Below are 18,958 nucleotides of genomic sequence, written 5' to 3'. Positions count from 1 at the left end.
TTCATACGGCCTTGCTTTCCCTGGCTTGTTGTGTCATCTGCCTTCGTAGACTTTCCCCGTTTTGTTAGCCGCTCTAAGCCCAAATCGGAGGGACTATCTGCTGCACTTGTTTATAGACGACCCAAGCTACTTTCAGGAGACCGGCAAATGGATGAAAAGACATTTTTTGAATACGAAGGCGTAAAGGTCACAAACGCTCGATTCGTTGTCGAAGGACAGACATTTGCTATGAGCAACGTCACATCCGTAAATCCAATCACAGAGCCTCCAAAACGGTTCTGGGGCATTGTTTGCCTTCTCATTGGTCTCGCTTCGCTTACGCAAAACGCCTTCTTTGGCATTCCTGTAATCGCACTCTCGATTTACTTTCTTTACAAGCAACGAACGACCTATCACGTCATGTTAAGGACATCCGGTGGAGAGACAAAAGCTCTGACGACGCACCAGAAAGACTACCTCGGCAAAGTCGTAGCCGCACTTAGCGACGCTATCGTCCATCGTGGTTAGGCAGCCAGAAGTGGTACCCAACGCTCGCCTCGCCAGCACGACCTAACTGGCGGTTCAACGCAAGGGTTAAACAGCCCTCTTTTGCTAGACCCGAGTCCCGGCCCTCAACCGCAGTTCTAGCGCCTAATCCCCGCCCCCAGCCCCGGGAAACCCCCAATACCCCAAAAACCTCCCGTCGCCTAAAGTTGTATGACAACATGATCAGTAGACAAATATAATTTGCCCACTGACTTTCTACAACCAGGAGACCGTTCCATGACTTCCGCCACCCTATCCGCCGTCCCCGAGGACGTCGAAACACGCGTCTATCGCAAAGTGTTTTGGCGCATCGTGCCCTTTTTGATGCTGTGCTACGTGGTGGCCTACCTGGACCGGGTGAACGTGGGCTTTGCCAAGCTGCAGATGGGGCAGGACCTGGGTTTCAGCGAAACCGTGTTTGGCCTGGGCGCGGGCGTGTTCTTCATTGGCTACTTTTTGTTCGAGCTACCCAGCAACCTGCTGATGCACAAGATCGGCGCGCGTATCTGGATTGCCCGCATCATGATCACCTGGGGCCTGATGTCGGCGGCCTTCATCTTCGTGAAGACGCCCTCCCAGTTCTACGTGATGCGCTTTCTGCTGGGCCTGGCCGAAGCCGGCTTTTACCCCGGCGTCATCCTGTACCTGACCTACTGGTTCCCGGCGCACCGGCGCGGCAAGATCGTGGCTGTGTTCATGTCGGCCATTCCCGTGGCGGGCATCTTTGGCAACCCGCTGTCAGGCTGGATCATGGACAGCTTCCACGATGTGTACGGCATGAACGGCTGGCAATGGATGTTCATCATCGAAGCCCTGCCCGCCCTGCTGGTGGGTGTGGCCGTGATCCTGGTGCTGGACAACAGCATCAGCAAAGCCAAATGGCTGAACGAAGAAGAAAAGCGCTTCCTGTCCAGCGAGATCGCCGCCGACGCCAAGCACACGCTGCAAGGCCCGCACTCGGTGTCGGCCGTGTTCAAGGACAGCCGCGTGTGGTGGATGTGCCTGATCTACTTCTCGTTCGTGATGGGCCAGTACGCGCTGACCTTCTGGCTGCCCACCCTGGTCAAGTCCACCGGTATTACCGGCAACCTGAACATCGGCCTGCTCAGCGCCATCCCCTTCATCTGCGCCATCGTCGCCATGAACCTGTTTGGCCGCAGTGCCGACGCCAAGCGCGAACGCCGCTGGCACTTGATCATTCCGGCCATGATGGGCGCCATCGGCTTCACCGTGGCTGCGTCCTATACGCAGAACACTGTGGTGGCGATCGCCTTCCTGTCGCTGGCAGCGGCCGGCACGCTGACCTGCGCACCGTTGTTCTGGTCGCTGCCCACGGCGTTTTTGTCGGGCACCGGCGCGGCGGCAGGCATTGCGGTGATCAACTCGGTGGGCAACCTGGCGGGCTTCGTCAGCCCCTACCTGATCGGCTACCTGAAGGACCTGACCCACAGCACCCAGATCGGCATGTATGTGCTGGCCAGCATGCTGGTGGTGGGGGCCATCGCCGTGTGGCGCACACCGGCCCATCTGGTTAATCGATAAGTCTATTCACATCCCTCTGGAGAAATCATGAGTCAAAACATCGGAGCAATTGGCGTTATTGGCCTGGGCGCCATGGGGCGCGGCATGGCCAGCTCGCTGCGCCGCGCGGGCTATAAGGTGCACGTCTGCGACGTGCGAGCCGAGGCGGCGCAGGCCTTTGCCGCCGAGGGCGGCGTGGCCTGTGCCAACCCGGCCGAAGTCGCTGCGCACTGCGAGGTGGTGGTCAGCGTGGTGGTCAACGCCGCGCAGACCGAGGGCGTGCTGTTTGGCGAGAACGGCGCGGCAGCCGCCATGCGCCCCGGCAGCGCGTTTGTGATGTGCTCCACCGTGGACCCGAACTGGTCCATCTCGCTGGAAAAACGCCTGAACGCCATGAGCCTGCTGTACCTGGACGCGCCCATCTCCGGCGGCGCGGCCAAGGCGGCATCGGGTGACATGACCATGATGACCTCCGGCAGCGCTGCGGCCTACGCCAAGGTCGGTGGCGCGCTGGACGCGATGGCCGCCAAGGTCTACAAGCTGGGCGATGCCGCTGGCCCGGGCAGCAAGGTGAAGATCATCAACCAGCTGCTGGCCGGCGTGCACATTGCCGCCGCCGCCGAAGCCATGGCCCTGGGCCTGCGCGAGGGCGTGGCGGCCGATGCGCTGTACGAGGTGATCACCCACAGCGCGGGCAATAGCTGGATGTTCGAAAACCGCATGGCCCATGTACTGGCGGGCGACTACACACCGCTGTCGGCGGTAGACATTTTTGTGAAAGACCTGGGCCTGGTGCTGGACACGGCACGGGCCAGCAAATTCCCGCTGCCGCTGTCAGCCACGGCACACCAGATGTTCATGCAGGCCTCTACCGCCGGCCATGGGCGCGAGGATGATTCGGCGGTGATCAAAATCTTCCCGGGCATCACCCTGCCCGAAGCGCCATGAAGATTCTCATCACCGGTGGCTGCGGCTTCGTGGGTGCGCGCTTGGCGCGGGCGTTGCTGGCACATGACAACTTCTCGCTGGCTGGTACCCTGCCCCGCCCCATCACCCAGCTGGTGCTGGCCGACCGCATGCCGCCGCCGGCGGACCTGGCCGCCGACCCGCGCGTGCGCTTTGTCAGTGGCGACCTGCAGGCGCAGCTGGCCAGCGGGCAAGTGCTGACCGCAGACACAGCCCTGGTCTACCACCTGGCCGCCGCCGTCAGCGGCGAGTGCGAGGCCGAGCTGGACCTGGGCCTGCACAGCAATGTGGATGCGACCCTGGCCCTGCTGCAGGCCTGCCGCCAGCTGGGCACCGCCCCGGTGTTCGTGTTCTCCAGCTCGGTGGCGGTGTTCGGCAGCACGGCTGAACAGCCCCTACCTGCCGTGGTGGAGGACCACACCCTGCCCACGCCGCAGAACAGCTACGGCATCCAGAAATTCATCGGCGAGCAGCTGGTGGCCGACTTCAGCCGGCGCGGCCTGGTGCAGGGCCGCAATGTGCGGCTGATGACCGTGGCCGTGCGCCCCGGCCAGCCGAATGCGGCAGCCTCCAGCTTCCTAAGCGGCATGCTGCGCGAACCGCTGGCCGGCCAGCGCGCCCGCGTGCCAGTGGCCGCCGATACGCCGGTGGCCCTGGCATCGCCGGGCCGCACCGTGCAGGGCCTGCTGCGCGCCGCCCAGGCCAGCGCCGCCGCATGGGGTGCGCGCACCGCCGTGAACCTGCCTGCACTGACTACCACCGTGGGCGCCATGGCGCAGGCGCTGGAAGACATGGCCGGCCCCGCCGCCACGGCCCTGCTGGACTGGGAGCCGGATGCGCGCATCGCCGCCATCGTGACCGCCTGGCCCAGCCGCGTGCACAGCGCCCGCGCCACTGCGCTGGGCCTGCTGGCCGACGCCAGCTTCAACGACATACTGCGCGAATATGTGCAGGAAAATCCGGGTGCCGTACGGCTCCCGCTTCTGGAGAAACACGCATGACCTGCCCCCTGCTCGGCTGCATCGCCGACGACTTCACCGGCGCCACCGACCTTGCCAACAACCTGGTGCGCAACGGCATGCGCACGGTGCAAACCATTGGCGTGCCGCCCGCGGGCGCAGCGCCGGTAGAAGCCGATGCCATCGTGGTGGCGCTGAAGTCGCGCACCATCGCGCCGGCCGATGCGGTGGCGCAGTCGCTGGAGGCCCTGCGCTGGCTGCAGGCCCAGGGCGTGCAACAAATCTACTTCAAATACTGCTCGACCTTCGACTCCACTGCCGAGGGCAATATTGGCCCGGTGACGGACGCCCTGTTGGACGCACTGGACAGCCGCTTCACCATCGCCTGCCCGGCCTTCCCGAAGAACCAGCGCACCATCTTCAAGGGCCATCTGTTCGTGGGCGACCAGCTGCTGTCGGACAGCGGCATGCGCAACCACCCGCTGACACCGATGACCAACGCCAACCTGGTGCAGGTGCTGCAGCAGCAAACCCAGCGCAAGGTCGGCCTGGTGGCCTATGACGTGGTGGCGCAGGGGCCGGATGCGATCCGCGCCCGCTTTGCCGCGCTGCAAGCCGAGGGTGTGCAAATCGCCGTGCTGGACGCCATCTCCAACGCCGACCTGCAGCACATCGGCCCGGCGCTGGCGAGCATGCCGCTGGTCACCGCGGGCTCGGGCATCGCGATTGGCCTGCCGCAGAACTGGCAGATCACCAATACCGCCGCCGATGGTCTGCCGCCGGCCACCGGCCTGCGCGCCATCGTCTCCGGCAGTTGCTCGGTGGCCACCAATGGCCAGGTGCTGCGCTTTCAACAGGGCGGCCGGCCCAGTTTCGCCATCGATCCGCTGGCCCTGGCGCGCGGCGACGATGTGGTGGCGCAGGCACTGGCATGGGCCAAGCCCTTGCTAGCCGACGGCCCGGTACTGGTCTACGCCACGGCCGAACCCGACGCCGTGAAAGCCGTGCAGGCCCAGCTGGGCGTGGCGGCAGCCGGTACGCTGGTGGAACACGCCCTGGCCGCCATTGCGCGCGGCCTGGTCGATGCCGGCGTGCGCCAGCTGGTGGTGGCCGGCGGCGAAACCTCGGGTGCCGTGGTGCAGGCCCTAGACGTCACGCAGATGGCCATCGGCCCGCAAATCGCCCCCGGTGTGCCCTGGACATCGGCGCAAAGTGGTGTGCATGTACTGCATCTGGCGCTGAAGTCGGGTAACTTTGGTAGCCCGGACTTTTTCACCCAAGCTTTTGAGCAACTCCATGAATGAACTGCAGCTGCGCGAAGAGATATGCCGCGTCGGCGCCTCGCTATATGCGCGCGGCTATGTGCACGCCAGCGCCGGCAATATCAGCGTGCGCTTGCCCGACGATGCCGGCTACCTGATCACGCCTACCGACGCCTGCCTGGGCCAGCTGGACCCGGCCACGCTGGCCAGGGTGGACCCGGACGGTGTACAGCGCAGCGGCGCCCGCGCGTCCAAGACCCTGGTGCTGCACCGCACCATCTACGGCGCCGAGCCGCAGGCGCGCTGCGTGATCCACACCCACAGCACGCACCTAGTGGCGCTGACGCTGACCGGCGTGTGGCAGCCGGACGACATCCTGCCGCCCATCACCCCGTACTACGTAATGAAGGTCGGCCATGTGCCGCTGATCCCCTACCACCGGCCCGGCGACCCGGCCGTGGGCGCGCTGGTAGCCCAGCGCATTGCCGCCATGCAACAGCGCGGCACGCCGCTGCGCGCGGTGATGCTGGACCGCCTGGGCCCGAATGTGTGGCACAGCAGCCCCGCCGAAGCCAGCGCCGTGTTGGAAGAACTGGAAGAAACCGCGCGCCTGTGGCATATGACCCGGGCCCGCCCCCTCGCCGAAGAACAGATCCAGGCGCTGCGCGAGCAGTTCGGCGCCGCCTGGTAGTTCACGTGAATATTTGAAAGAAACCGAATGCCCCAATTTGCCGCCAACCTCAGCATGCTCTACCAGGAGCACGCCTTTCTAGACCGTTTTGCCGCCGCTGCCGCCGATGGCTTCAAGGCGGTGGAATACCTGTTCCCCTACGCGTTTTCGGCCAGCGATATCGCCGCGCAGCTCCAGCAGCATGGTTTGAAGCAAGTACTGTTCAACGCTCCGCCCGGCGACTGGGATGCGGGCGAGCGCGGCATTGCCTGCCTGCTAGGCCGCGAGGCCGAATTCCGCCAGGGCTTTGCACAGGCGCTGGACTACGCCCGCACCCTGGCCTGCCCGCGCATCCACGTGATGGCCGGCTTGCTGCCCGAAGGCCAGACGCGTGAAAGCCTGCGCCCGGTGTACGAGGCCAACCTGGCCTGGGCGGCGGCGCAGGCTGCCAATGCCGGCCTGGACGTGCTGATTGAGCCCATCAACACCCGCGACATGCCGGGCTTCTACCTGAACCACCAGGCCCAGGCACATGCCATCGTGGCCTCGGTGGGTGCGCCCAACCTGAAGGTGCAGATGGACCTGTACCACTGCCAGATCATGGAAGGCGACCTGGCCATGAAGCTGCGCCAGTACCTGCCGACCGGCCAGGTCGGCCACATCCAGATTGCCGGCGTGCCTGAGCGGCATGAACCGGACGTGGGCGAAATCAACCACGACTACCTTTTCGCCCTGCTGGACCAGCTGGGTTATGCGGGCCATGTGGGCTGCGAGTACCGGGCGCAGCGGGGGGCGGTGCCGGGCGGTACAACGGCCGGGCTGGGCTGGCTGCAGCGCCACAAGTAAATGCACCGATTGCTATCACATCAATAGCATCTTGCGCACACTATATAAGCGCCAGAGGCCTAAAAGCCCCTAGCGTTACAGGCGATCAATTCTTGCCGAACTTGGCCTTGGCGGCACTGATGCAGCTGGTCTTGGCATCGCCGGCCAGCACATCGCACTTCTGTGCCGCGACGTCGTAATCGGCATCGTGCTTTTCAGCCGTTGCATCGGCCTTGGCGTCGCCTACCTTCTCGTTGGTACGCGCATCCGCCTTGGCCTTGACTTCGATGGCCTTTGCTTCCTTCACGCAGACCGATTTGTCGTTGCCGGCCTTGTCGTCGCACTTCTCCTTGGCGACGGCATAGTCGGTTTCGGCCTTGGTTTCCAGCGCGCTGGTACGGTCAGACAGCTTGCCGGTGTAGCTGTACTTCATATCTGCCAGGGCCACCTTGTACTTGGCCTTGGCTTCTTCCTGGCAGATGTCCTTGGCATTGCCCGCCAGCGAATCGCATGCGGCCTTGGCGGTCTTGTACTCGGCGCCCACGCGGGCCTTGCCGCTGGCGTATTCGTCCTTGCTGATGTTCGCCGCCTGGGCCAGAGGCAAGGCCAGCAGAGCGGCAACGGCGAGTGAAGCTTTGAGATTGAAAAGTGAATGCATGGAAGTCCTCCGTGAACAGGCAAAAGTGCTACGGTCAGTGTGACTCCCTACCGGTCATGCATACAGCGGACTGGGTGTCGAATGCATGTAGTAGATGTCCTACCGCGCGCTACGTGCTGGCCTCGTGGGCACCCCATTACTACGTTATTCATAGCTGCATGCGTAGATTGCGCCTGCGCTAGTGGGCTGCAGGGCTGTGTAGTTTTTTTGCCTGCCGTACGCACACGGCGGCGGGTGGTAGCCCAGGCGCAGCCTGCGGCGTACGCCCAATAGGCCACGGGGCACAACAGCAAACCCGCAGCTATTTATTTGATAGCTGCCTGCGTAGACTTTATATGCGCCAGAGGCCTAAAAAGCCCCAAACCATATAGCCGGCATGTAAAGCAAACGCGGTACAGTGCGGGGCTGAAAATCTATTCAGAGTTCTTTTTTTGGGGATTGCAAAAGACTCTGAACAGGCTCTAAAAAGCTTTGCAGGAGACCGACCGATGAACCGCTTGATCCGCGCCGCCATACTGGCTGCCCCGCTGCTGTGCCAACCGCTGTGGGCTGCCACGGCCAACGCGCCCAGCACCCCATTTGCGGCCGAGGCCCAAGTGCTGGGCACGCCGCTACTGCTCAACGGCGCAGGCACCCGCTACCGTGCGGTGTTCAAGGTCTATGACATGGCTTTGTACACGCCGCACAAGGTGTCCAGCGCCGAAGAGCTGCGGGCTCTGCCCGGTCCCAAGCTGCTGAGCTTCACTGCCTTGCGCGAACTCTCCGGCACCGACCTGGGCCTGGCGTTCATCAAAGGCCTGTCGGCCAATTCGCCCAAGGAGCTGGTGCTCAAACACACCACCTCGGCGAACCGATTGATCGAAATCTTCTCCGGTCGCAGCAAGCTGGCGGTGGGCGACAGCTTTGCGATGCAGTTCATTCCCGGCCAAGGTACGTTGTTCTTCATCGCCGGCCAGCCCCAGGGCACGCCGGTGGGTGACGCCGAATTCTTCGGCATGGTGCTGAACATCTGGGTCGGCGACAGCCCGGCCGACTATGGCCTGAAAGCCGCGCTGCTGGGCCAGGACGCCACAACGAAAAAGGGCTACTAGACCGCGCGCACCAAGGCCAGGCCCAGCGCCGTCAGCGCCGCCACATCCTGCTCGGTCGTGCCGGGCTCGACCACCAGGCCGGTGGCTGCCTTGCAAGCGGCAATCACATACGGAGAGGCCGCATGCAGCTTCTCGGCCGAGGCCAGCACCCAGGTTTCGGCCGCCTGGGCCATCAGCGCGCGCTTCACATGGGCCTCTTCCATGTCGCCGGTGCTCAGGCCGGCGGTGGCGCTGATGCCGGTCACGCCCATGAAATACAGGTCGGCCCGCACCTGGCGAATCGCCTCGATGGCTGCCGCGCCCACCGCCACCACCGAGTGCTTGAACAGGTGGCCGCCAATCAGTTGCACGTCCACCAGCGGGTGCTCCACCAGGGCCAGGGCGATGGTCGGGCTGTGCGTGACCACCGTAGCGCGCAGGGTGGGCGGCAGGCGCTGCGCCAGTTGTTGGCAGGTGGTGCCACCGTCGATGAACACCACCTGGCCGGGCTGAACCATGGCCGCCGCCGCCTTGGCGATGGCCTGCTTGCCCGGCATCTGCAGCTGGCTGCGCGCGGCGAAATTGCCCACTGCGGGCGATGCCGGCAAGGCGCCGCCGTGCACGCGCTGCAGCAGGCCTTGGGCTGCCAGGGCCCGCAGGTCGCGGCGGATGGTGTCTTCCGACAGGCCCAGGCTGGCGCTGAGGTCGGCGGCGACGATGCGGCCGTCGCGGCGCAGGGTGTCCAGGATCAGTTGTTTGCGTTGCTGGGTCAGCATGTATGGTTAATCTGCACGAAGTTGCTTGTTTTGCACGATTCTGCACGATTTGCTAGACTGTTGGCAAATCTACCGCCTGGAGCCCGCATGCAAGCCTTGGAAAACCTGCCAAACCTGCCGAACTTGCGCGTTGTCGAAGAAAAAGTCCTGTCGCACGACTGGTATCTGCTGAAAAAGACCAGCTTCGAGCTGCGCCGGCGTGACGGCAGCTGGCAACGCCAGAGCCGCGAGACCTATGACCGGGGCAACGGCGCCACCATCCTGCTATACAACCCGGCCCAGGGCACGGTGGTGCTGACGCGGCAGTTCCGCTTCCCTACCTATGTGAATGGCAATGCCGATGGCATGCTGATCGAGACCTGCGCCGGCCTGCTGGACCAGGACGACCCCGCCACCTGCATACGCCGCGAGACGGAGGAGGAAACCGGCTTCCGCATCCAGCAGGTGCGCAAGGTGTTCGAAGCCTATATGAGCCCCGGCTCGGTCACGGAAAAGGTGTTTTTCTTCGTCGGCGAATACAGCGCGGCAGACAAGGTGTCCGACGGCGGAGGGGAACACCACGAAGGCGAAGACATCCAGGTGCTGGAGCTGCCCCTGGCGGAGGCCGTGCAGATGGTGGCCGATGGCCGCATCTGCGACGGCAAGACCATCCTGCTGCTGCAGTACGCGCAGCTGCAGGGTTTGGTGAATGGCCCGATTTAAGCGCGCGGCTCGCCCTGGCGGTTCACCGTGATGGTGGGGCCAGGCTGGGTCGTCATCTGCACGCGGTGCTCCTGGCCCCGGAAGTTGTAGCTCACGTCCCAGTAGGCGGGGCGTGCCGAGGCCGGCACGCTGCTGCAGCGCTGCACATCTTGCGTCTGCGGGGCGCCATAGCCACCACCCACGCCATACCCTACCGCCGCACCGGCCACGGCGCCGCCGGCGGTGGCAATGTCCTTGCCCCGGCCGCCGCCCACCTGGTGGCCCAACACCCCGCCGATCAGTGCGCCCACCAAGGCGCCGGGGATATTCGCCCCGCCGCCCTGGTCCACCTGCTGACGCTCGGTCCAGCAGCGCTGCTGTGGTGTGCCCATGATGGCGCGCACCGAAGTCACAGGAACCTGGAATAGGCGCTCGTTGTCTCGGCGGCGGTTGTCGTAAGCGGGCTGGGGTACGGGGGCGTAACGGTAGTCACCGGTGCGCTCATTGCCGCGCAGGGGCCGCTCGGAGGAGATGCGGTCGTTCAGGCCCATGGCCGCCAGCGAAGGGTATTGGCCGGGCAACAAAACCACGCAGCGGCCGCCATAACCCGCGTCCTCGCACACTTCGCGGCGCTCGCCCAGCACCACCACCGACGAGGCCCGGTCATTGAAACCCAGGCTGCGAAAGTCGTCCACCGGCTGTTCCACAGTAAAGGCCCGACCCTGGAAGCCCTCATGTTCGTAAAAAGTCACCTGGGCGGCGACATGGCCGGCCACCACAAGGGTAGCTAGGGTAAAACCGGTTTTGAAGAATGTGTGCATGCTTGCCTCTTTAGATGGAAGATGTGCGGATGGGAATCCGCCACTCCTCCAGTTTCCTGCAAGCCAGATGGCCGAACCAGCAGACGGCAGCTTGGCCGGAGGTAGTAGAAATCCTACAAACAGATAACAGCTCTGACCGCTGCGTAGGAAAGGTCTTACAAGTAGCTGCGCGTATGCCCGATGGTGGCACCAACTGGGCAAAAGGCATACTTCAGCCACACTTTTTGCATACCATCGACTGTGAGCTGTGGACACCACTTCGCCACCTATGCGCTCTTACAGAGCCACGGCGCAGATTCTGGAGCCAAAGAAAGTAATGCCATCGCCATGCCACCGCTCAAAACCTATATCGTCGAAGACAGCCCTGTCATACGGGAAAGCCTGATCGCCACGCTGGAGGAGCTCGTCCCCGTGCAGGTCATAGGCACGGCAGAAGACGAAAGCACGGCGGTACAGTGGCTGAGCGATGCCAGCCACGAGGTCGACCTGGTGATCGTGGATATTTTTCTGAAATCAGGCTCGGGCCTGGGGGTGTTGCGGGCCTTGCATACACCCAGGCTACACCACAAGCTGGTAGTACTGAGCAACTACGCCACGCAGGACATGCGGCGCAAATGCCTGGACCTGGGTGCCGACCGGGTGTTTGACAAATCCAACGATATTGACGCGCTGATCACCTACTGCGACCACCTAGCCAGTGGTGGCACTGTCCCTGGCGTGCTGGCATGAACCCGCGCAAGCGGCTTACTGGATCAGGCCGTTCTTTAGAGCGTAGTAGGTCAGGTCGCTGTTCGACTCCAGCTGCATCTTTTCCATCACCCGGGTACGGTAGGTGCTGACAGTCTTCACGCTGAGTGACATGCTGACAGCCATATTACCAATGGTTTCACCCTTGGCCAGGCGCAAAAACACCTGCAACTCACGCTCGGACAATTGCTCATGCAAGGGCTTGTCGGCGTCGCCACCCAGGCCGTCGGCCAGGCGCTCGGCAACCGCGGCGGTAATGTACTTGCGGCCACGGTGCACGGTGCGTATGGCCTTCACGATCTCTTCGGGGTCGCAGTCCTTGTTCAGGTATCCGCTGGCGCCCTGGCGCAACAGGGTGGTGGCGTAATGGGCTTCGGCAAAACCACTGAGTATGAGCACCGGCAGATCCGGCTCGCGGGCCTTGATGGCGACCAGGGCGTCCACACCGCTGTGGTCGGGCATGGAAATATCCATCACGATCACATCGACATCTCCCCTGCGAACAATGTCCAGCGCCTCGCGGCCATTGGTCGCCTCAGCTACAACGGCGAAGTCGATCTGGTCCGCGAAAAACTGGCGCAGTCCAGCACGCACCATGGCGTGGTCATCAACAATAGCAATTCGGATCATGGTATGGGGCAGTACTTTCTGCTGCATGATCCCACATTTTCGACAAAAGGATGGAGATGAGATTCCTCACAGTGGTCAAACGCAACCGCATCGTGTTTGCGCTGGCTTGCTCCGTGGCCCTGTCCATGGTGTTGATCAGTGAGGGTTCCTACTTCCAGTCAGTGGACCGCCTGGACACGCTGACAACCATGTCGCTGGCACGGACAAACATCCAGATCCTGTCCCAAAGCCTGGTGGATGCAGAAACCGGGCAACGCGGCTACCTGTTGACAGGGCGCAAGGAGTACCTGGCGCCTTACAACAGCGCACTAAAGAAAATCAAAACCTCGTTTGATTTTCTGGACCAGTATTACCGCGACAACGCCACGCCCGAGGCGCTGATGGCCCAGCTGCATGCGGTCTCGGAAACCAAGCTGTCCGAGCTGTCGCTGACCATGCATCTGTATGAGACCGACAAGCTGGAATCGGTCAAAGAGGTGATGCTGAGCGGTATTGGCAAAGAGCAGATGGACGCATTCCGCCTGCTCTGCGCAAAGCTGCAAGACTACGAGCTGAACAACATCACGCAAAGCCGTAAAAGCATCTACACCACGCTGATGTTCAACCGTCTGGGGGTGGCCGCGCTGACGCTGCTCAGCCTGGGGGCCCTGTTCATGTACCTGCGCCAGATCTTCCTATTCAGCCGACAGCAGCAAGAGTTGCGGCGCATGGTGCAGGTAGAGCGCGACCGGCTGGAGGTCGAAGTGGTGCAGCGCACAGCGCAACTCACCGAGCTGACCCACCACTTGCAAAGTGCCCGTGAAGACGAGCGCAACCGGCTGGCGCGCAATCTGCATGACGATCTGGGCTCGCTGCTGACCTCGGCCAAGCTGGATGCAGCCCGTATCAAGTCGCGCATCAGCGTCACCTCGCCAGAAGCACTGGACCTGCTGGCCCACCTGGTATCCACCATCAACAGCTGCATCTCACTGGGTCGGCGCATCATCGAAGACCTGCGCCCGTCTGCCCTGAGCAACTTGGGCCTGGTGGCCACTCTGGACATTCTGACCAAGGAGTTTGCCGAGCACTCCGACGTGGCGGTGCACTGCACGCTGGATGCTGTGCAACTGACCAAGTCCGCCGAGCTGGTGGTCTACCGTCTGGTGCAGGAGGCCATCACCAACATCACCAAATACGCCAACGCCAAGAACATCTGGATCTCCCTCACCGCCCGGCAAGGCCGGGTAGAGATTTCGGTACGCGACGATGGCGTGGGCTTCGACACCAGCATCAAACCCATCTCCGCCTACGGACTGATGGGCATGCGCTTCCGGGTGGAGGCCGAAGGCGGCGTGCTGACGCTGAGCTCCGCCCCGGGCCTGGGCACGCGCATCCACGTCACGCTGCCCGAGTCGAAAGTCCTGGCGACTTAGAACCCGCTCAAGGCACAACAGCTTTCAGTCCAGGAACCCGTGGAACCGGCTTTGCCCGGCCTCCAGGTTCGCCCTCTGCAAGAGGAATGCAAAAACGCGCAGCGTGCGGCCTGGGGGTGAGCCCTCACCCTGTCAGCAACGTCCTACGCGGGCAACCGCCCTCTCCCGACATGGCTGCGGCAACGCCGCCTATGGGCCGTAAACGCCCCCAGGTTCACACTCAAGGCATCGCAACGTGACAGGCTGCGACAACCTTGAAACCCGGGGCTTTAACACCCCATTGCCAGGAACCAAGCCATGTTGCATTACGCCGTTGTCTTCTTTGTTATTGCCTTGATTGCAGCCCTGTTCGGCTTCACCGGCATCGCTGCCAGTGCCGTGGGCATTGCCAAGATTTTGTTCGTCGTCTTTGCCGTCATGGCAGTCGCCAGCTTCTTGTTCAGCCTGATCAAGTCGGGCTAAGCGCTCATACGTCGCACACAGTCGTCCAAGACAACCACAACGTTTTATCCACTCTGCAAAGGAAAACCCATGTTTAACAACAAACTCTCCGACCACGCCAGCACCCTGGCCGACGAAGCGGCAATGTCTGCAGAAAAAGCCATCCAATCCACTCGACGCGCTGCCAACCGCGCCCTGGATGGCGTAGCCGACACCGTGGACGACCTGCACGGCCATAGCACCCAAGCATTCGACCGTGCTGCGGCCAAGGCCAGCGCCCTGCTGCAATCCAGCTCGGCAGCATTGCATGACAGCTCGGAGAAATTGCGCGTCCAAGCACGTCGAGCCACCGACCACACCATCGACTACATCAGGGAGCAGCCGGTCAAGTCGGTTGCCATCGCAGTAGCCGCAGGTGCCCTGCTGACCGTCTTTGCCGGTCTGGCGCGCCGCTCCAGTCAGCGCAACTAAGCACATGCCGGAGCACACCATGCGCACCACCAACTCCCGCCCCATCCTTAGCAGCTACATCTACTTTGGCGCAGCCACACTGATGGCGGTGACGGCGGCCACCGCGCAGGTGAGCATAGATGCTTCGGGAGACTACAAACAGGAGGTCTTGGCTTGCAACAACGGGAAAACCCAGCAAGACAAGGCAACCTGCCTGACCGAGGCACGCAGTGCCCATGCGGTCCCGAAGCAAAGCCTGAGCACCGCCGCGCAGGCCGATCTTCAAGCCAATGCCTTGCAGCGCTGCGAAGCCCTGAATGGTGCCGATAAGGCTGCCTGTCGGGCTCGCATCGAAGGCCAGGGAACGGCCTCTGGCAGCGTAGCCGGCGGCGGCATTCTGCGTGAAATGCACGAGGTGGAAATCATGGCACCCGCATCTTCTACCGGCAAGCCCTGAGTATCAGCCTCACCAAGCCCACCATCCTGGCGTAGCAACGCCACAAATCCGGATGACGGGGAAGCCAGGCTCTGCGCTAGGTTTGTACCGACCCCACTTGTTTTTACCAGGAGATGACCATGGGCCTAGGCACCATTTTATTGATCGTTGTGATTCTGATGCTGGTTGGCGTTTTGCCCACTTGGCCGCATAGTTCAGGCTGGGGCTATGGTCCCAGCGGTGGGCTGGGCTTGGTGCTGATCGTGCTGATCGTGCTGCTGCTAACCGGTCGGCTGTAGCGTCTTGCGAAACAGCGGCAACGAATGATCAGCGACTGTATTTGCAGCTGCTAGTGTTCGTTCAGTAGCGCAGAAGAAGCCGCGTTTCCCGTGGCCAATGGCTACGAGGAACGGCCTGTACGCGTACCCGGCAAGGTGTGCTGCAGCAGTTTCAACGCTTCCACACACTCATACACACACGCACGCACCGACGCATCGACACGCTCCGAGGCGACCGCGGTACATAGCTGCTCCAGTACGGCACAAAACAAGACATCCCAGTCCTCTGCGGACACAACCGCTTCTGGCGCAAGCTGGGGCGCGTTATCTGGTGAGTAAGATACTTGCATGTAAGCGGAATAGAAGACCAAAACTGCAATGTAGGTGTGCTGCTGCGCAAGCAATATGTCATAAGACATAACCGCGCGCCAAACATGCCGACCACGAGACCCCCATGAGTGAAACCCGTTGCAGCGCCTGCCCTTTGCGGCAGCTTCCCTTGTTCATTGCCCATAGCGGGGATGAGCTAGACCTGGTGCAGTCCCTGAAGCGGCGCGAGGTTCAGCTGGCCGCGGGTGAAACGCTGATCCATGAAGGCCAGACCGATGCACCGCTATACACCTTGCTGACGGGTTGGGCCTTTCGCTTCAAAACCTTGAGTGATGGGCGGCGCCAGATCCTGTCCTTTCTGCTGGCCGGTGACTTTGTGGGCGTGCAGCAGAAGATGGGCGACGCATCGGCCCACGGCGTGCAGACACTGACCGACACCTCACTATGCGTGTTCCAGCGCGATGCGCTCTGGGAACTACACCGACGCTCGCCCACCATGGGCTTCAACATCACCTGGCTAACGGCCCACGAAGAATCGCTGGTGGACGACACCCTGCTGTCGGTCGGGCGGCGCAGCGCCGAAGAGCGCATCGCCATGCTGCTGATACTGCTGTTCAAGCGGGCCGCCGCCTTGCAGCCCGATGGTGGCGCGAGCGGCGTGCTATTCCCCCTGACGCAGCAGCATGTGGCCGACGGACTCGGCCTGTCGCTGGTACACACCAACAAGACCCTGCGCAAGCTGGAAAAACGCGGCCTGCACCGCATCGACAACGGGCGCCTGTACCTGCGCGACGTCAAGGCCTTGACCCGGCTAGCCGATCTATATGGCGACGGCAAGCCGCCCCCCAGGCCACTGGTGTAACCCTATTTCACCGGCTTCTTCGCCAGTGCCGCAGCGCGCTGGCGCAAGCCCTGGCAACCGGCGGCCCCCTGCTGGGCCTTGTCACTGTCACCCAGGTCCATCAAGGGGATCAGGGCCGCAAATGGGTTGATCAGTCCCAGCAGCACGGCCCCGGCGGCCTTCAGGCCCAAGGGGCCTTTTTCCAGCGACACATCGGGCTGGCTGAAGCTGCCACTTACCCGGATGGGCGTGCGCAGGGCCAGGGGGCTGAAATCCTTGGGGCTGACCACCAGGCGCAGATCCATGGTCTCGCTGGCCAGGGAGAGTGAGCCCTCCGTCCACACGGTGGAATTGTCTGTATCCACCACCATCACCTTGGGGCGGAACACGCCGCCCGCGGCGGCCAAGTCCGCCACCGCACAAGACACGGGCAGTGCATCGTCCCCCTTGATCCAGACCCCCAGGCTGCGCGCCAGGTCCAGCCCCAGCAACTCCACTCCCAGGTGCGACACCGCGCCATTGCGCAAGTCCATGCGCAACTGCCCCTGCAAGCTGGCCAAAATCTCGGCGGTAGAGCGTCCCTTGCCTTGCAATTGGGCCTGGCCCTGCAGCTGGCCGCTGATGTAGGGGGGCTGCCCCTTGTCGCGCGTCTGGCGCAGCCAGTGGTCCAGCTGCACGCCGCTCCAATGCAGATCGGTCTTCCAAAGAGCCTCATCCGCCCGCCCGTCCAATGAAAGATCCCCCTGCACCTGGCCCTGGGCGGTACGCGCCACCATGTTCTGCAAAGTCAGCAAGCCGGCCTGAAGCTGCAAATGACCACTCAGCGGCTGCAGTGGCTGCAGCAGGCGGGAATTCAGGTCCACCTGTTGAATGTCGATCAGCACATTTGCATCCATGACCCGCATAGCCGCTAGGTCGAACGGACGGTTCGGCAACACACGGCCCTTGGCGCGTGTTGCCGGTACGGACACACTGGCATCCTCGCTGGCTGCCATGGTGGCCGGCGTGGTCCCGACCACCGGTCCCAGGTCGGCCAACTGCAGACGTTTACCACCCAGGCGGCCGGCCAGCAGCGGCACAGGGCGGGCAGTCTCATAAGTAAAAGCGCCATTCAGGCTGCTGGAGCCTACGGTGGCATCGCTCACCACCACACTCCAGGTTGGCCCCTTGCGGGCGATGGCGCCGGTGGTACGGAACGCCGATGTGGTCGGCAGCGTCACGCCCAACGGGTCGCCCACGGCGGCCAGCGAAGGGCCCTGGACGTTGAAGCTTCCCTGGAAGTCGCGAGGTTGCAGCGCATCGGCTGCTCGGCCCTTGAAATGGATCTTGGCGCGACCCACGCTGAGGTCCAGCACCAAGCTGACCGGCAACGTGGGCGCAGCGCCCAGCTCGGACGGCAACACCCCCGAGGACTGCACTTCCAACTTCAGGGGCAAATTACGGTAGCGGCCGTTGCCCTGCAGTTGCAGCACGCTGGCCGCCGGTCCATCCGCTTGCGCAGCCTGGCCAGGGGCCAGAGAAAGCTGGGCAGTCAACGCCAGCCCCAAGGGTACATCGTTGACTCGCACGGCGCCCTGGTCTACCTGCAGATGGCCGAACAAGGGCAGCTGAGCCGGCGATTTGGACGGCTCAGCTGCGGGATGGTCCGGTCCGAATTGCCAGCTGGCCCGGCCATCGGCCAGACGCTCCAAATCACTGTCCAACGTGCGCGCCTGCAAGCTGTGGATACGCAGAGGCTGGCCCTGGTAGGTGCGCCATAGGTCCAGGTAGCGCAGCTCCAGGGCCACATCCTGCGCCAACAGCATATGCGGCCTCTTGCTCCAGTCGGGCGCGGCCACCTCCAGCAAGGGGGTCTGCAGCCGCAGCCCTCCCACGAATCGGATCTGAAAGCCCTGTGGAGCAAGCACCACGCGCCGCTGCATGGAGTCCCCCAGCATCCGCTGCAGTGGCGCCGCAAGAAACGGCCAACCCCACCATTCGCCCAGCGCAACGCCCGCCAACAATGCGCAAACGATCGCAGCAGACCATAGCCGCCAAGGAAAAAACGCCTTACGCGAAACCGCAGGACGCGCCGAAGGTTCAGAAGGAGCGCTAGTGGGCATGCGTGTAACAACCTTTTCCATGAAACAAAAACAGAGATGCGTGAAGAAAATTCGGCTGCACCACCAGTGTATCGGTGGTACCGAACACGGCAGCATCGCACTGGCCTCCACACAGGCAACATGGACATACACCGCGTGTTGTCTTACAAGACACAGCCTGCTCTCCGACATACAGCCGCCCTCAAGCGGCCTACATTGAGGTTGCCGCTTGGTTACACGTGGCCCGCACCGCGGGCCCGCCAAGGCGTTCCCCCTGAAGCACATGCGCCACACGTGCCCCGAAGGGCCGAGCGCTTGGCATAAGGAACGCCCATGAGCTGCCAGACCATTCTTACCTCGCGCTGGAGCACATCTTCTTTTGGTGCCACAGCAGATACCTCCCCCATGGAACTCGCCGCCCTGGGCGAGCACCTGGACCATTGCCGAGCGGCACCAGGCGGCCTGTCTGTGCTGCAGTACTGCGCGGAGAGACTCCACGGCTTCGTAGCCGCACGTTTTGTGACGACCCTGTTCATCGTGACACTGCTGATGGGTGGCTGTTTGCTGGCCTTGTAACG

Annotated in this window: 23 protein-coding genes; 17 read left to right on the top strand and 6 right to left on the bottom strand. The window is 62.9% G+C overall.

The annotated features are described in order from the left end of the window. Positions 1 to 147: 147 nt before the first annotated feature. The 7 genes from AC07O2_RS22090 (at position 148) to otnI (ending at position 6,749) form a co-directional block, all read left to right on the top strand. The gene (locus AC07O2_RS22090) at positions 148 to 507 is read left to right on the top strand and encodes a DUF6232 family protein (RefSeq protein WP_495234395.1); all 360 of its coding nucleotides are present in this window, start codon (positions 148 to 150) and stop codon (positions 505 to 507) included. 255 nt (positions 508 to 762) lie between these two features. Next, positions 763 to 2,067, top strand: coding sequence for an MFS transporter (locus AC07O2_RS22085; RefSeq protein ID WP_495234394.1), 1,305 nt, complete (start codon positions 763 to 765; stop codon positions 2,065 to 2,067). A gap of 27 nt (positions 2,068 to 2,094) precedes the next feature. Then, positions 2,095 to 2,994 (top strand): L-threonate dehydrogenase, encoded by a 900-nt coding sequence (ltnD, locus tag AC07O2_RS22080; RefSeq protein WP_495234393.1) that lies wholly within the window; start codon positions 2,095 to 2,097, stop codon positions 2,992 to 2,994. Continuing rightward, a complete protein-coding gene (gene denD, locus AC07O2_RS22075; RefSeq protein WP_495098669.1) occupies positions 2,991 to 4,013 on the top strand; it encodes a D-erythronate dehydrogenase in 1,023 nt (340 codons plus the stop codon). The genes ltnD and denD overlap by 4 nt, the downstream gene beginning before the upstream one ends. Continuing rightward, positions 4,010 to 5,275 (top strand): 3-oxo-tetronate kinase, encoded by a 1,266-nt coding sequence (otnK, locus tag AC07O2_RS22070; protein ID WP_495234392.1) that lies wholly within the window; start codon positions 4,010 to 4,012, stop codon positions 5,273 to 5,275. The genes denD and otnK overlap by 4 nt, the downstream gene beginning before the upstream one ends. After that, a complete protein-coding gene (locus tag AC07O2_RS22065; protein WP_495234391.1) occupies positions 5,268 to 5,924 on the top strand; it encodes a class II aldolase/adducin family protein in 657 nt (218 codons plus the stop codon). The genes otnK and AC07O2_RS22065 overlap by 8 nt, the downstream gene beginning before the upstream one ends. Before the next feature lie 27 nt (positions 5,925 to 5,951). Beyond that, entirely contained in the window at positions 5,952 to 6,749 is a 798-nt protein-coding gene (gene otnI, locus AC07O2_RS22060; protein WP_495234390.1) for a 2-oxo-tetronate isomerase, read from the top strand. Between the two features lie 85 nt (positions 6,750 to 6,834). Here the strand turns inward: otnI and AC07O2_RS22055 are convergent, their stop codons facing one another. Next, positions 6,835 to 7,386, bottom strand: a complete 552-nt coding sequence (locus AC07O2_RS22055) for a hypothetical protein (RefSeq protein WP_495098665.1) — start codon at positions 7,384 to 7,386, stop codon at positions 6,835 to 6,837. Between the two features lie 488 nt (positions 7,387 to 7,874). Here AC07O2_RS22055 and AC07O2_RS22050 point away from each other — a divergent pair, with 488 nt between their 5' ends. Further along, positions 7,875 to 8,477, top strand: coding sequence for a chalcone isomerase family protein (locus tag AC07O2_RS22050; protein ID WP_495098664.1), 603 nt, complete (start codon positions 7,875 to 7,877; stop codon positions 8,475 to 8,477). Here AC07O2_RS22050 and AC07O2_RS22045 read toward each other — a convergent pair. Beyond that, the gene (locus AC07O2_RS22045) at positions 8,474 to 9,232 is read right to left on the bottom strand and encodes a DeoR/GlpR family DNA-binding transcription regulator (RefSeq protein ID WP_495098663.1); all 759 of its coding nucleotides are present in this window, start codon (positions 9,230 to 9,232) and stop codon (positions 8,474 to 8,476) included. The two genes, AC07O2_RS22050 and AC07O2_RS22045, sit on opposite strands and share 4 nt — an antisense overlap. Before the next feature lie 87 nt (positions 9,233 to 9,319). Here AC07O2_RS22045 and nudK point away from each other — a divergent pair, with 87 nt between their 5' ends. After that, the gene (nudK, locus tag AC07O2_RS22040) at positions 9,320 to 9,934 is read left to right on the top strand and encodes a GDP-mannose pyrophosphatase NudK (RefSeq protein WP_495098662.1); all 615 of its coding nucleotides are present in this window, start codon (positions 9,320 to 9,322) and stop codon (positions 9,932 to 9,934) included. Here the strand turns inward: nudK and AC07O2_RS22035 are convergent. Continuing rightward, positions 9,931 to 10,734 (bottom strand): beta/gamma crystallin-related protein, encoded by an 804-nt coding sequence (locus AC07O2_RS22035; protein ID WP_495098661.1) that lies wholly within the window; start codon positions 10,732 to 10,734, stop codon positions 9,931 to 9,933. The genes nudK and AC07O2_RS22035 overlap by 4 nt on opposite strands. Positions 10,735 to 11,061: 327 nt before the next feature. Here AC07O2_RS22035 and AC07O2_RS22030 point away from each other — a divergent pair, with 327 nt between their 5' ends. Next, positions 11,062 to 11,463 carry a response regulator transcription factor gene (locus tag AC07O2_RS22030; protein WP_495098660.1) on the top strand — a complete coding sequence of 134 codons (402 nt, stop codon included), beginning with the start codon at positions 11,062 to 11,064 and terminating at the stop codon, positions 11,461 to 11,463. A gap of 15 nt (positions 11,464 to 11,478) precedes the next feature. Here AC07O2_RS22030 and AC07O2_RS22025 read toward each other — a convergent pair whose 3' ends face one another. After that, a complete protein-coding gene (locus AC07O2_RS22025; protein WP_495098659.1) occupies positions 11,479 to 12,111 on the bottom strand; it encodes a response regulator in 633 nt (210 codons plus the stop codon). Positions 12,112 to 12,167: 56 nt separating this feature from the next. On the opposite strand from AC07O2_RS22025, the gene AC07O2_RS22020 reads away from it, so the two are divergent. From AC07O2_RS22020 to AC07O2_RS22000, 5 genes are all read left to right on the top strand, one after another. Next, the gene (locus AC07O2_RS22020; protein WP_495098658.1) at positions 12,168 to 13,523 is read left to right on the top strand and encodes a CHASE3 domain-containing protein; all 1,356 of its coding nucleotides are present in this window, start codon (positions 12,168 to 12,170) and stop codon (positions 13,521 to 13,523) included. A 297-nt stretch (positions 13,524 to 13,820) separates the two neighbouring features. Continuing rightward, the gene (locus AC07O2_RS22015) at positions 13,821 to 13,985 is read left to right on the top strand and encodes a DUF1328 domain-containing protein (protein WP_490591492.1); all 165 of its coding nucleotides are present in this window, start codon (positions 13,821 to 13,823) and stop codon (positions 13,983 to 13,985) included. 69 nt (positions 13,986 to 14,054) lie between these two features. Continuing rightward, positions 14,055 to 14,435, top strand: a complete 381-nt coding sequence (locus AC07O2_RS22010) for an ElaB/YgaM/YqjD family protein (protein ID WP_495098657.1) — start codon at positions 14,055 to 14,057, stop codon at positions 14,433 to 14,435. 19 nt (positions 14,436 to 14,454) lie between these two features. Next, positions 14,455 to 14,871: a hypothetical protein gene (locus AC07O2_RS22005; RefSeq protein ID WP_495098656.1), complete on the top strand. Its 417-nt coding sequence runs from the start codon at positions 14,455 to 14,457 to the stop codon at positions 14,869 to 14,871. Positions 14,872 to 14,990: 119 nt separating this feature from the next. Beyond that, on the top strand, positions 14,991 to 15,149 hold the full coding sequence (locus AC07O2_RS22000; RefSeq protein ID WP_495098655.1) for a DUF3309 family protein: 159 nt from the start codon (positions 14,991 to 14,993) through the stop codon (positions 15,147 to 15,149). A gap of 101 nt (positions 15,150 to 15,250) precedes the next feature. On the opposite strand, the gene AC07O2_RS21995 is transcribed toward AC07O2_RS22000, so the two are convergent. Further along, positions 15,251 to 15,547: a hypothetical protein gene (locus tag AC07O2_RS21995; protein WP_495098654.1), complete on the bottom strand. Its 297-nt coding sequence runs from the start codon at positions 15,545 to 15,547 to the stop codon at positions 15,251 to 15,253. A 35-nt stretch (positions 15,548 to 15,582) separates the two neighbouring features. On the opposite strand from AC07O2_RS21995, the gene AC07O2_RS21990 reads away from it, so the two are divergent. Further along, entirely contained in the window at positions 15,583 to 16,320 is a 738-nt protein-coding gene (locus tag AC07O2_RS21990; protein ID WP_495098653.1) for a Crp/Fnr family transcriptional regulator, read from the top strand. 2 nt (positions 16,321 to 16,322) lie between these two features. On the opposite strand, the gene AC07O2_RS21985 is transcribed toward AC07O2_RS21990, so the two are convergent. After that, a complete protein-coding gene (locus tag AC07O2_RS21985; RefSeq protein ID WP_495234389.1) occupies positions 16,323 to 18,209 on the bottom strand; it encodes an AsmA family protein in 1,887 nt (628 codons plus the stop codon). A 504-nt stretch (positions 18,210 to 18,713) separates the two neighbouring features. Here AC07O2_RS21985 and AC07O2_RS21980 point away from each other — a divergent pair. Continuing rightward, positions 18,714 to 18,956: a hypothetical protein gene (locus AC07O2_RS21980; RefSeq protein WP_495098651.1), complete on the top strand. Its 243-nt coding sequence runs from the start codon at positions 18,714 to 18,716 to the stop codon at positions 18,954 to 18,956. The last annotated feature ends 2 nt before the right edge of the window (positions 18,957 to 18,958 follow it).

Source organism: Rhodoferax sp. GW821-FHT10B06 (assembly GCF_059415605.1).
The sequence above is the reverse complement of the archived record's forward strand: the minus strand, read 5'-3'. Positions and strand labels throughout refer to the sequence as shown.

What these genes read in the sequence shown, in the direction of transcription:
- AC07O2_RS22090 (WP_495234395.1), top strand. Translation starts at nt 148, where the DNA reads ATGGATGAAAAGACATTTTTTGAATACGAAGGCGTAAAGGTCACAAAC.
- AC07O2_RS22085 (WP_495234394.1), top strand. Translation starts at nt 763, where the DNA reads ATGACTTCCGCCACCCTATCCGCCGTCCCCGAGGACGTCGAAACACGC.
- ltnD (WP_495234393.1), top strand. Translation starts at nt 2,095, where the DNA reads ATGAGTCAAAACATCGGAGCAATTGGCGTTATTGGCCTGGGCGCCATG.
- denD (WP_495098669.1), top strand. Translation starts at nt 2,991, where the DNA reads ATGAAGATTCTCATCACCGGTGGCTGCGGCTTCGTGGGTGCGCGCTTG.
- otnK (WP_495234392.1), top strand. Translation starts at nt 4,010, where the DNA reads ATGACCTGCCCCCTGCTCGGCTGCATCGCCGACGACTTCACCGGCGCC.
- AC07O2_RS22065 (WP_495234391.1), top strand. Translation starts at nt 5,268, where the DNA reads ATGAATGAACTGCAGCTGCGCGAAGAGATATGCCGCGTCGGCGCCTCG.
- otnI (WP_495234390.1), top strand. Translation starts at nt 5,952, where the DNA reads ATGCCCCAATTTGCCGCCAACCTCAGCATGCTCTACCAGGAGCACGCC.
- AC07O2_RS22055 (WP_495098665.1), bottom strand. Translation starts at nt 7,386, where the DNA reads ATGCATTCACTTTTCAATCTCAAAGCTTCACTCGCCGTTGCCGCTCTG.
- AC07O2_RS22050 (WP_495098664.1), top strand. Translation starts at nt 7,875, where the DNA reads ATGAACCGCTTGATCCGCGCCGCCATACTGGCTGCCCCGCTGCTGTGC.
- AC07O2_RS22045 (WP_495098663.1), bottom strand. Translation starts at nt 9,232, where the DNA reads ATGCTGACCCAGCAACGCAAACAACTGATCCTGGACACCCTGCGCCGC.
- nudK (WP_495098662.1), top strand. Translation starts at nt 9,320, where the DNA reads ATGCAAGCCTTGGAAAACCTGCCAAACCTGCCGAACTTGCGCGTTGTC.
- AC07O2_RS22035 (WP_495098661.1), bottom strand. Translation starts at nt 10,734, where the DNA reads ATGCACACATTCTTCAAAACCGGTTTTACCCTAGCTACCCTTGTGGTG.
- AC07O2_RS22030 (WP_495098660.1), top strand. Translation starts at nt 11,062, where the DNA reads ATGCCACCGCTCAAAACCTATATCGTCGAAGACAGCCCTGTCATACGG.
- AC07O2_RS22025 (WP_495098659.1), bottom strand. Translation starts at nt 12,111, where the DNA reads ATGATCCGAATTGCTATTGTTGATGACCACGCCATGGTGCGTGCTGGA.
- AC07O2_RS22020 (WP_495098658.1), top strand. Translation starts at nt 12,168, where the DNA reads ATGAGATTCCTCACAGTGGTCAAACGCAACCGCATCGTGTTTGCGCTG.
- AC07O2_RS22015 (WP_490591492.1), top strand. Translation starts at nt 13,821, where the DNA reads ATGTTGCATTACGCCGTTGTCTTCTTTGTTATTGCCTTGATTGCAGCC.
- AC07O2_RS22010 (WP_495098657.1), top strand. Translation starts at nt 14,055, where the DNA reads ATGTTTAACAACAAACTCTCCGACCACGCCAGCACCCTGGCCGACGAA.
- AC07O2_RS22005 (WP_495098656.1), top strand. Translation starts at nt 14,455, where the DNA reads ATGCGCACCACCAACTCCCGCCCCATCCTTAGCAGCTACATCTACTTT.
- AC07O2_RS22000 (WP_495098655.1), top strand. Translation starts at nt 14,991, where the DNA reads ATGGGCCTAGGCACCATTTTATTGATCGTTGTGATTCTGATGCTGGTT.
- AC07O2_RS21995 (WP_495098654.1), bottom strand. Translation starts at nt 15,547, where the DNA reads ATGTCTTATGACATATTGCTTGCGCAGCAGCACACCTACATTGCAGTT.
- AC07O2_RS21990 (WP_495098653.1), top strand. Translation starts at nt 15,583, where the DNA reads ATGAGTGAAACCCGTTGCAGCGCCTGCCCTTTGCGGCAGCTTCCCTTG.
- AC07O2_RS21980 (WP_495098651.1), top strand. Translation starts at nt 18,714, where the DNA reads ATGAGCTGCCAGACCATTCTTACCTCGCGCTGGAGCACATCTTCTTTT.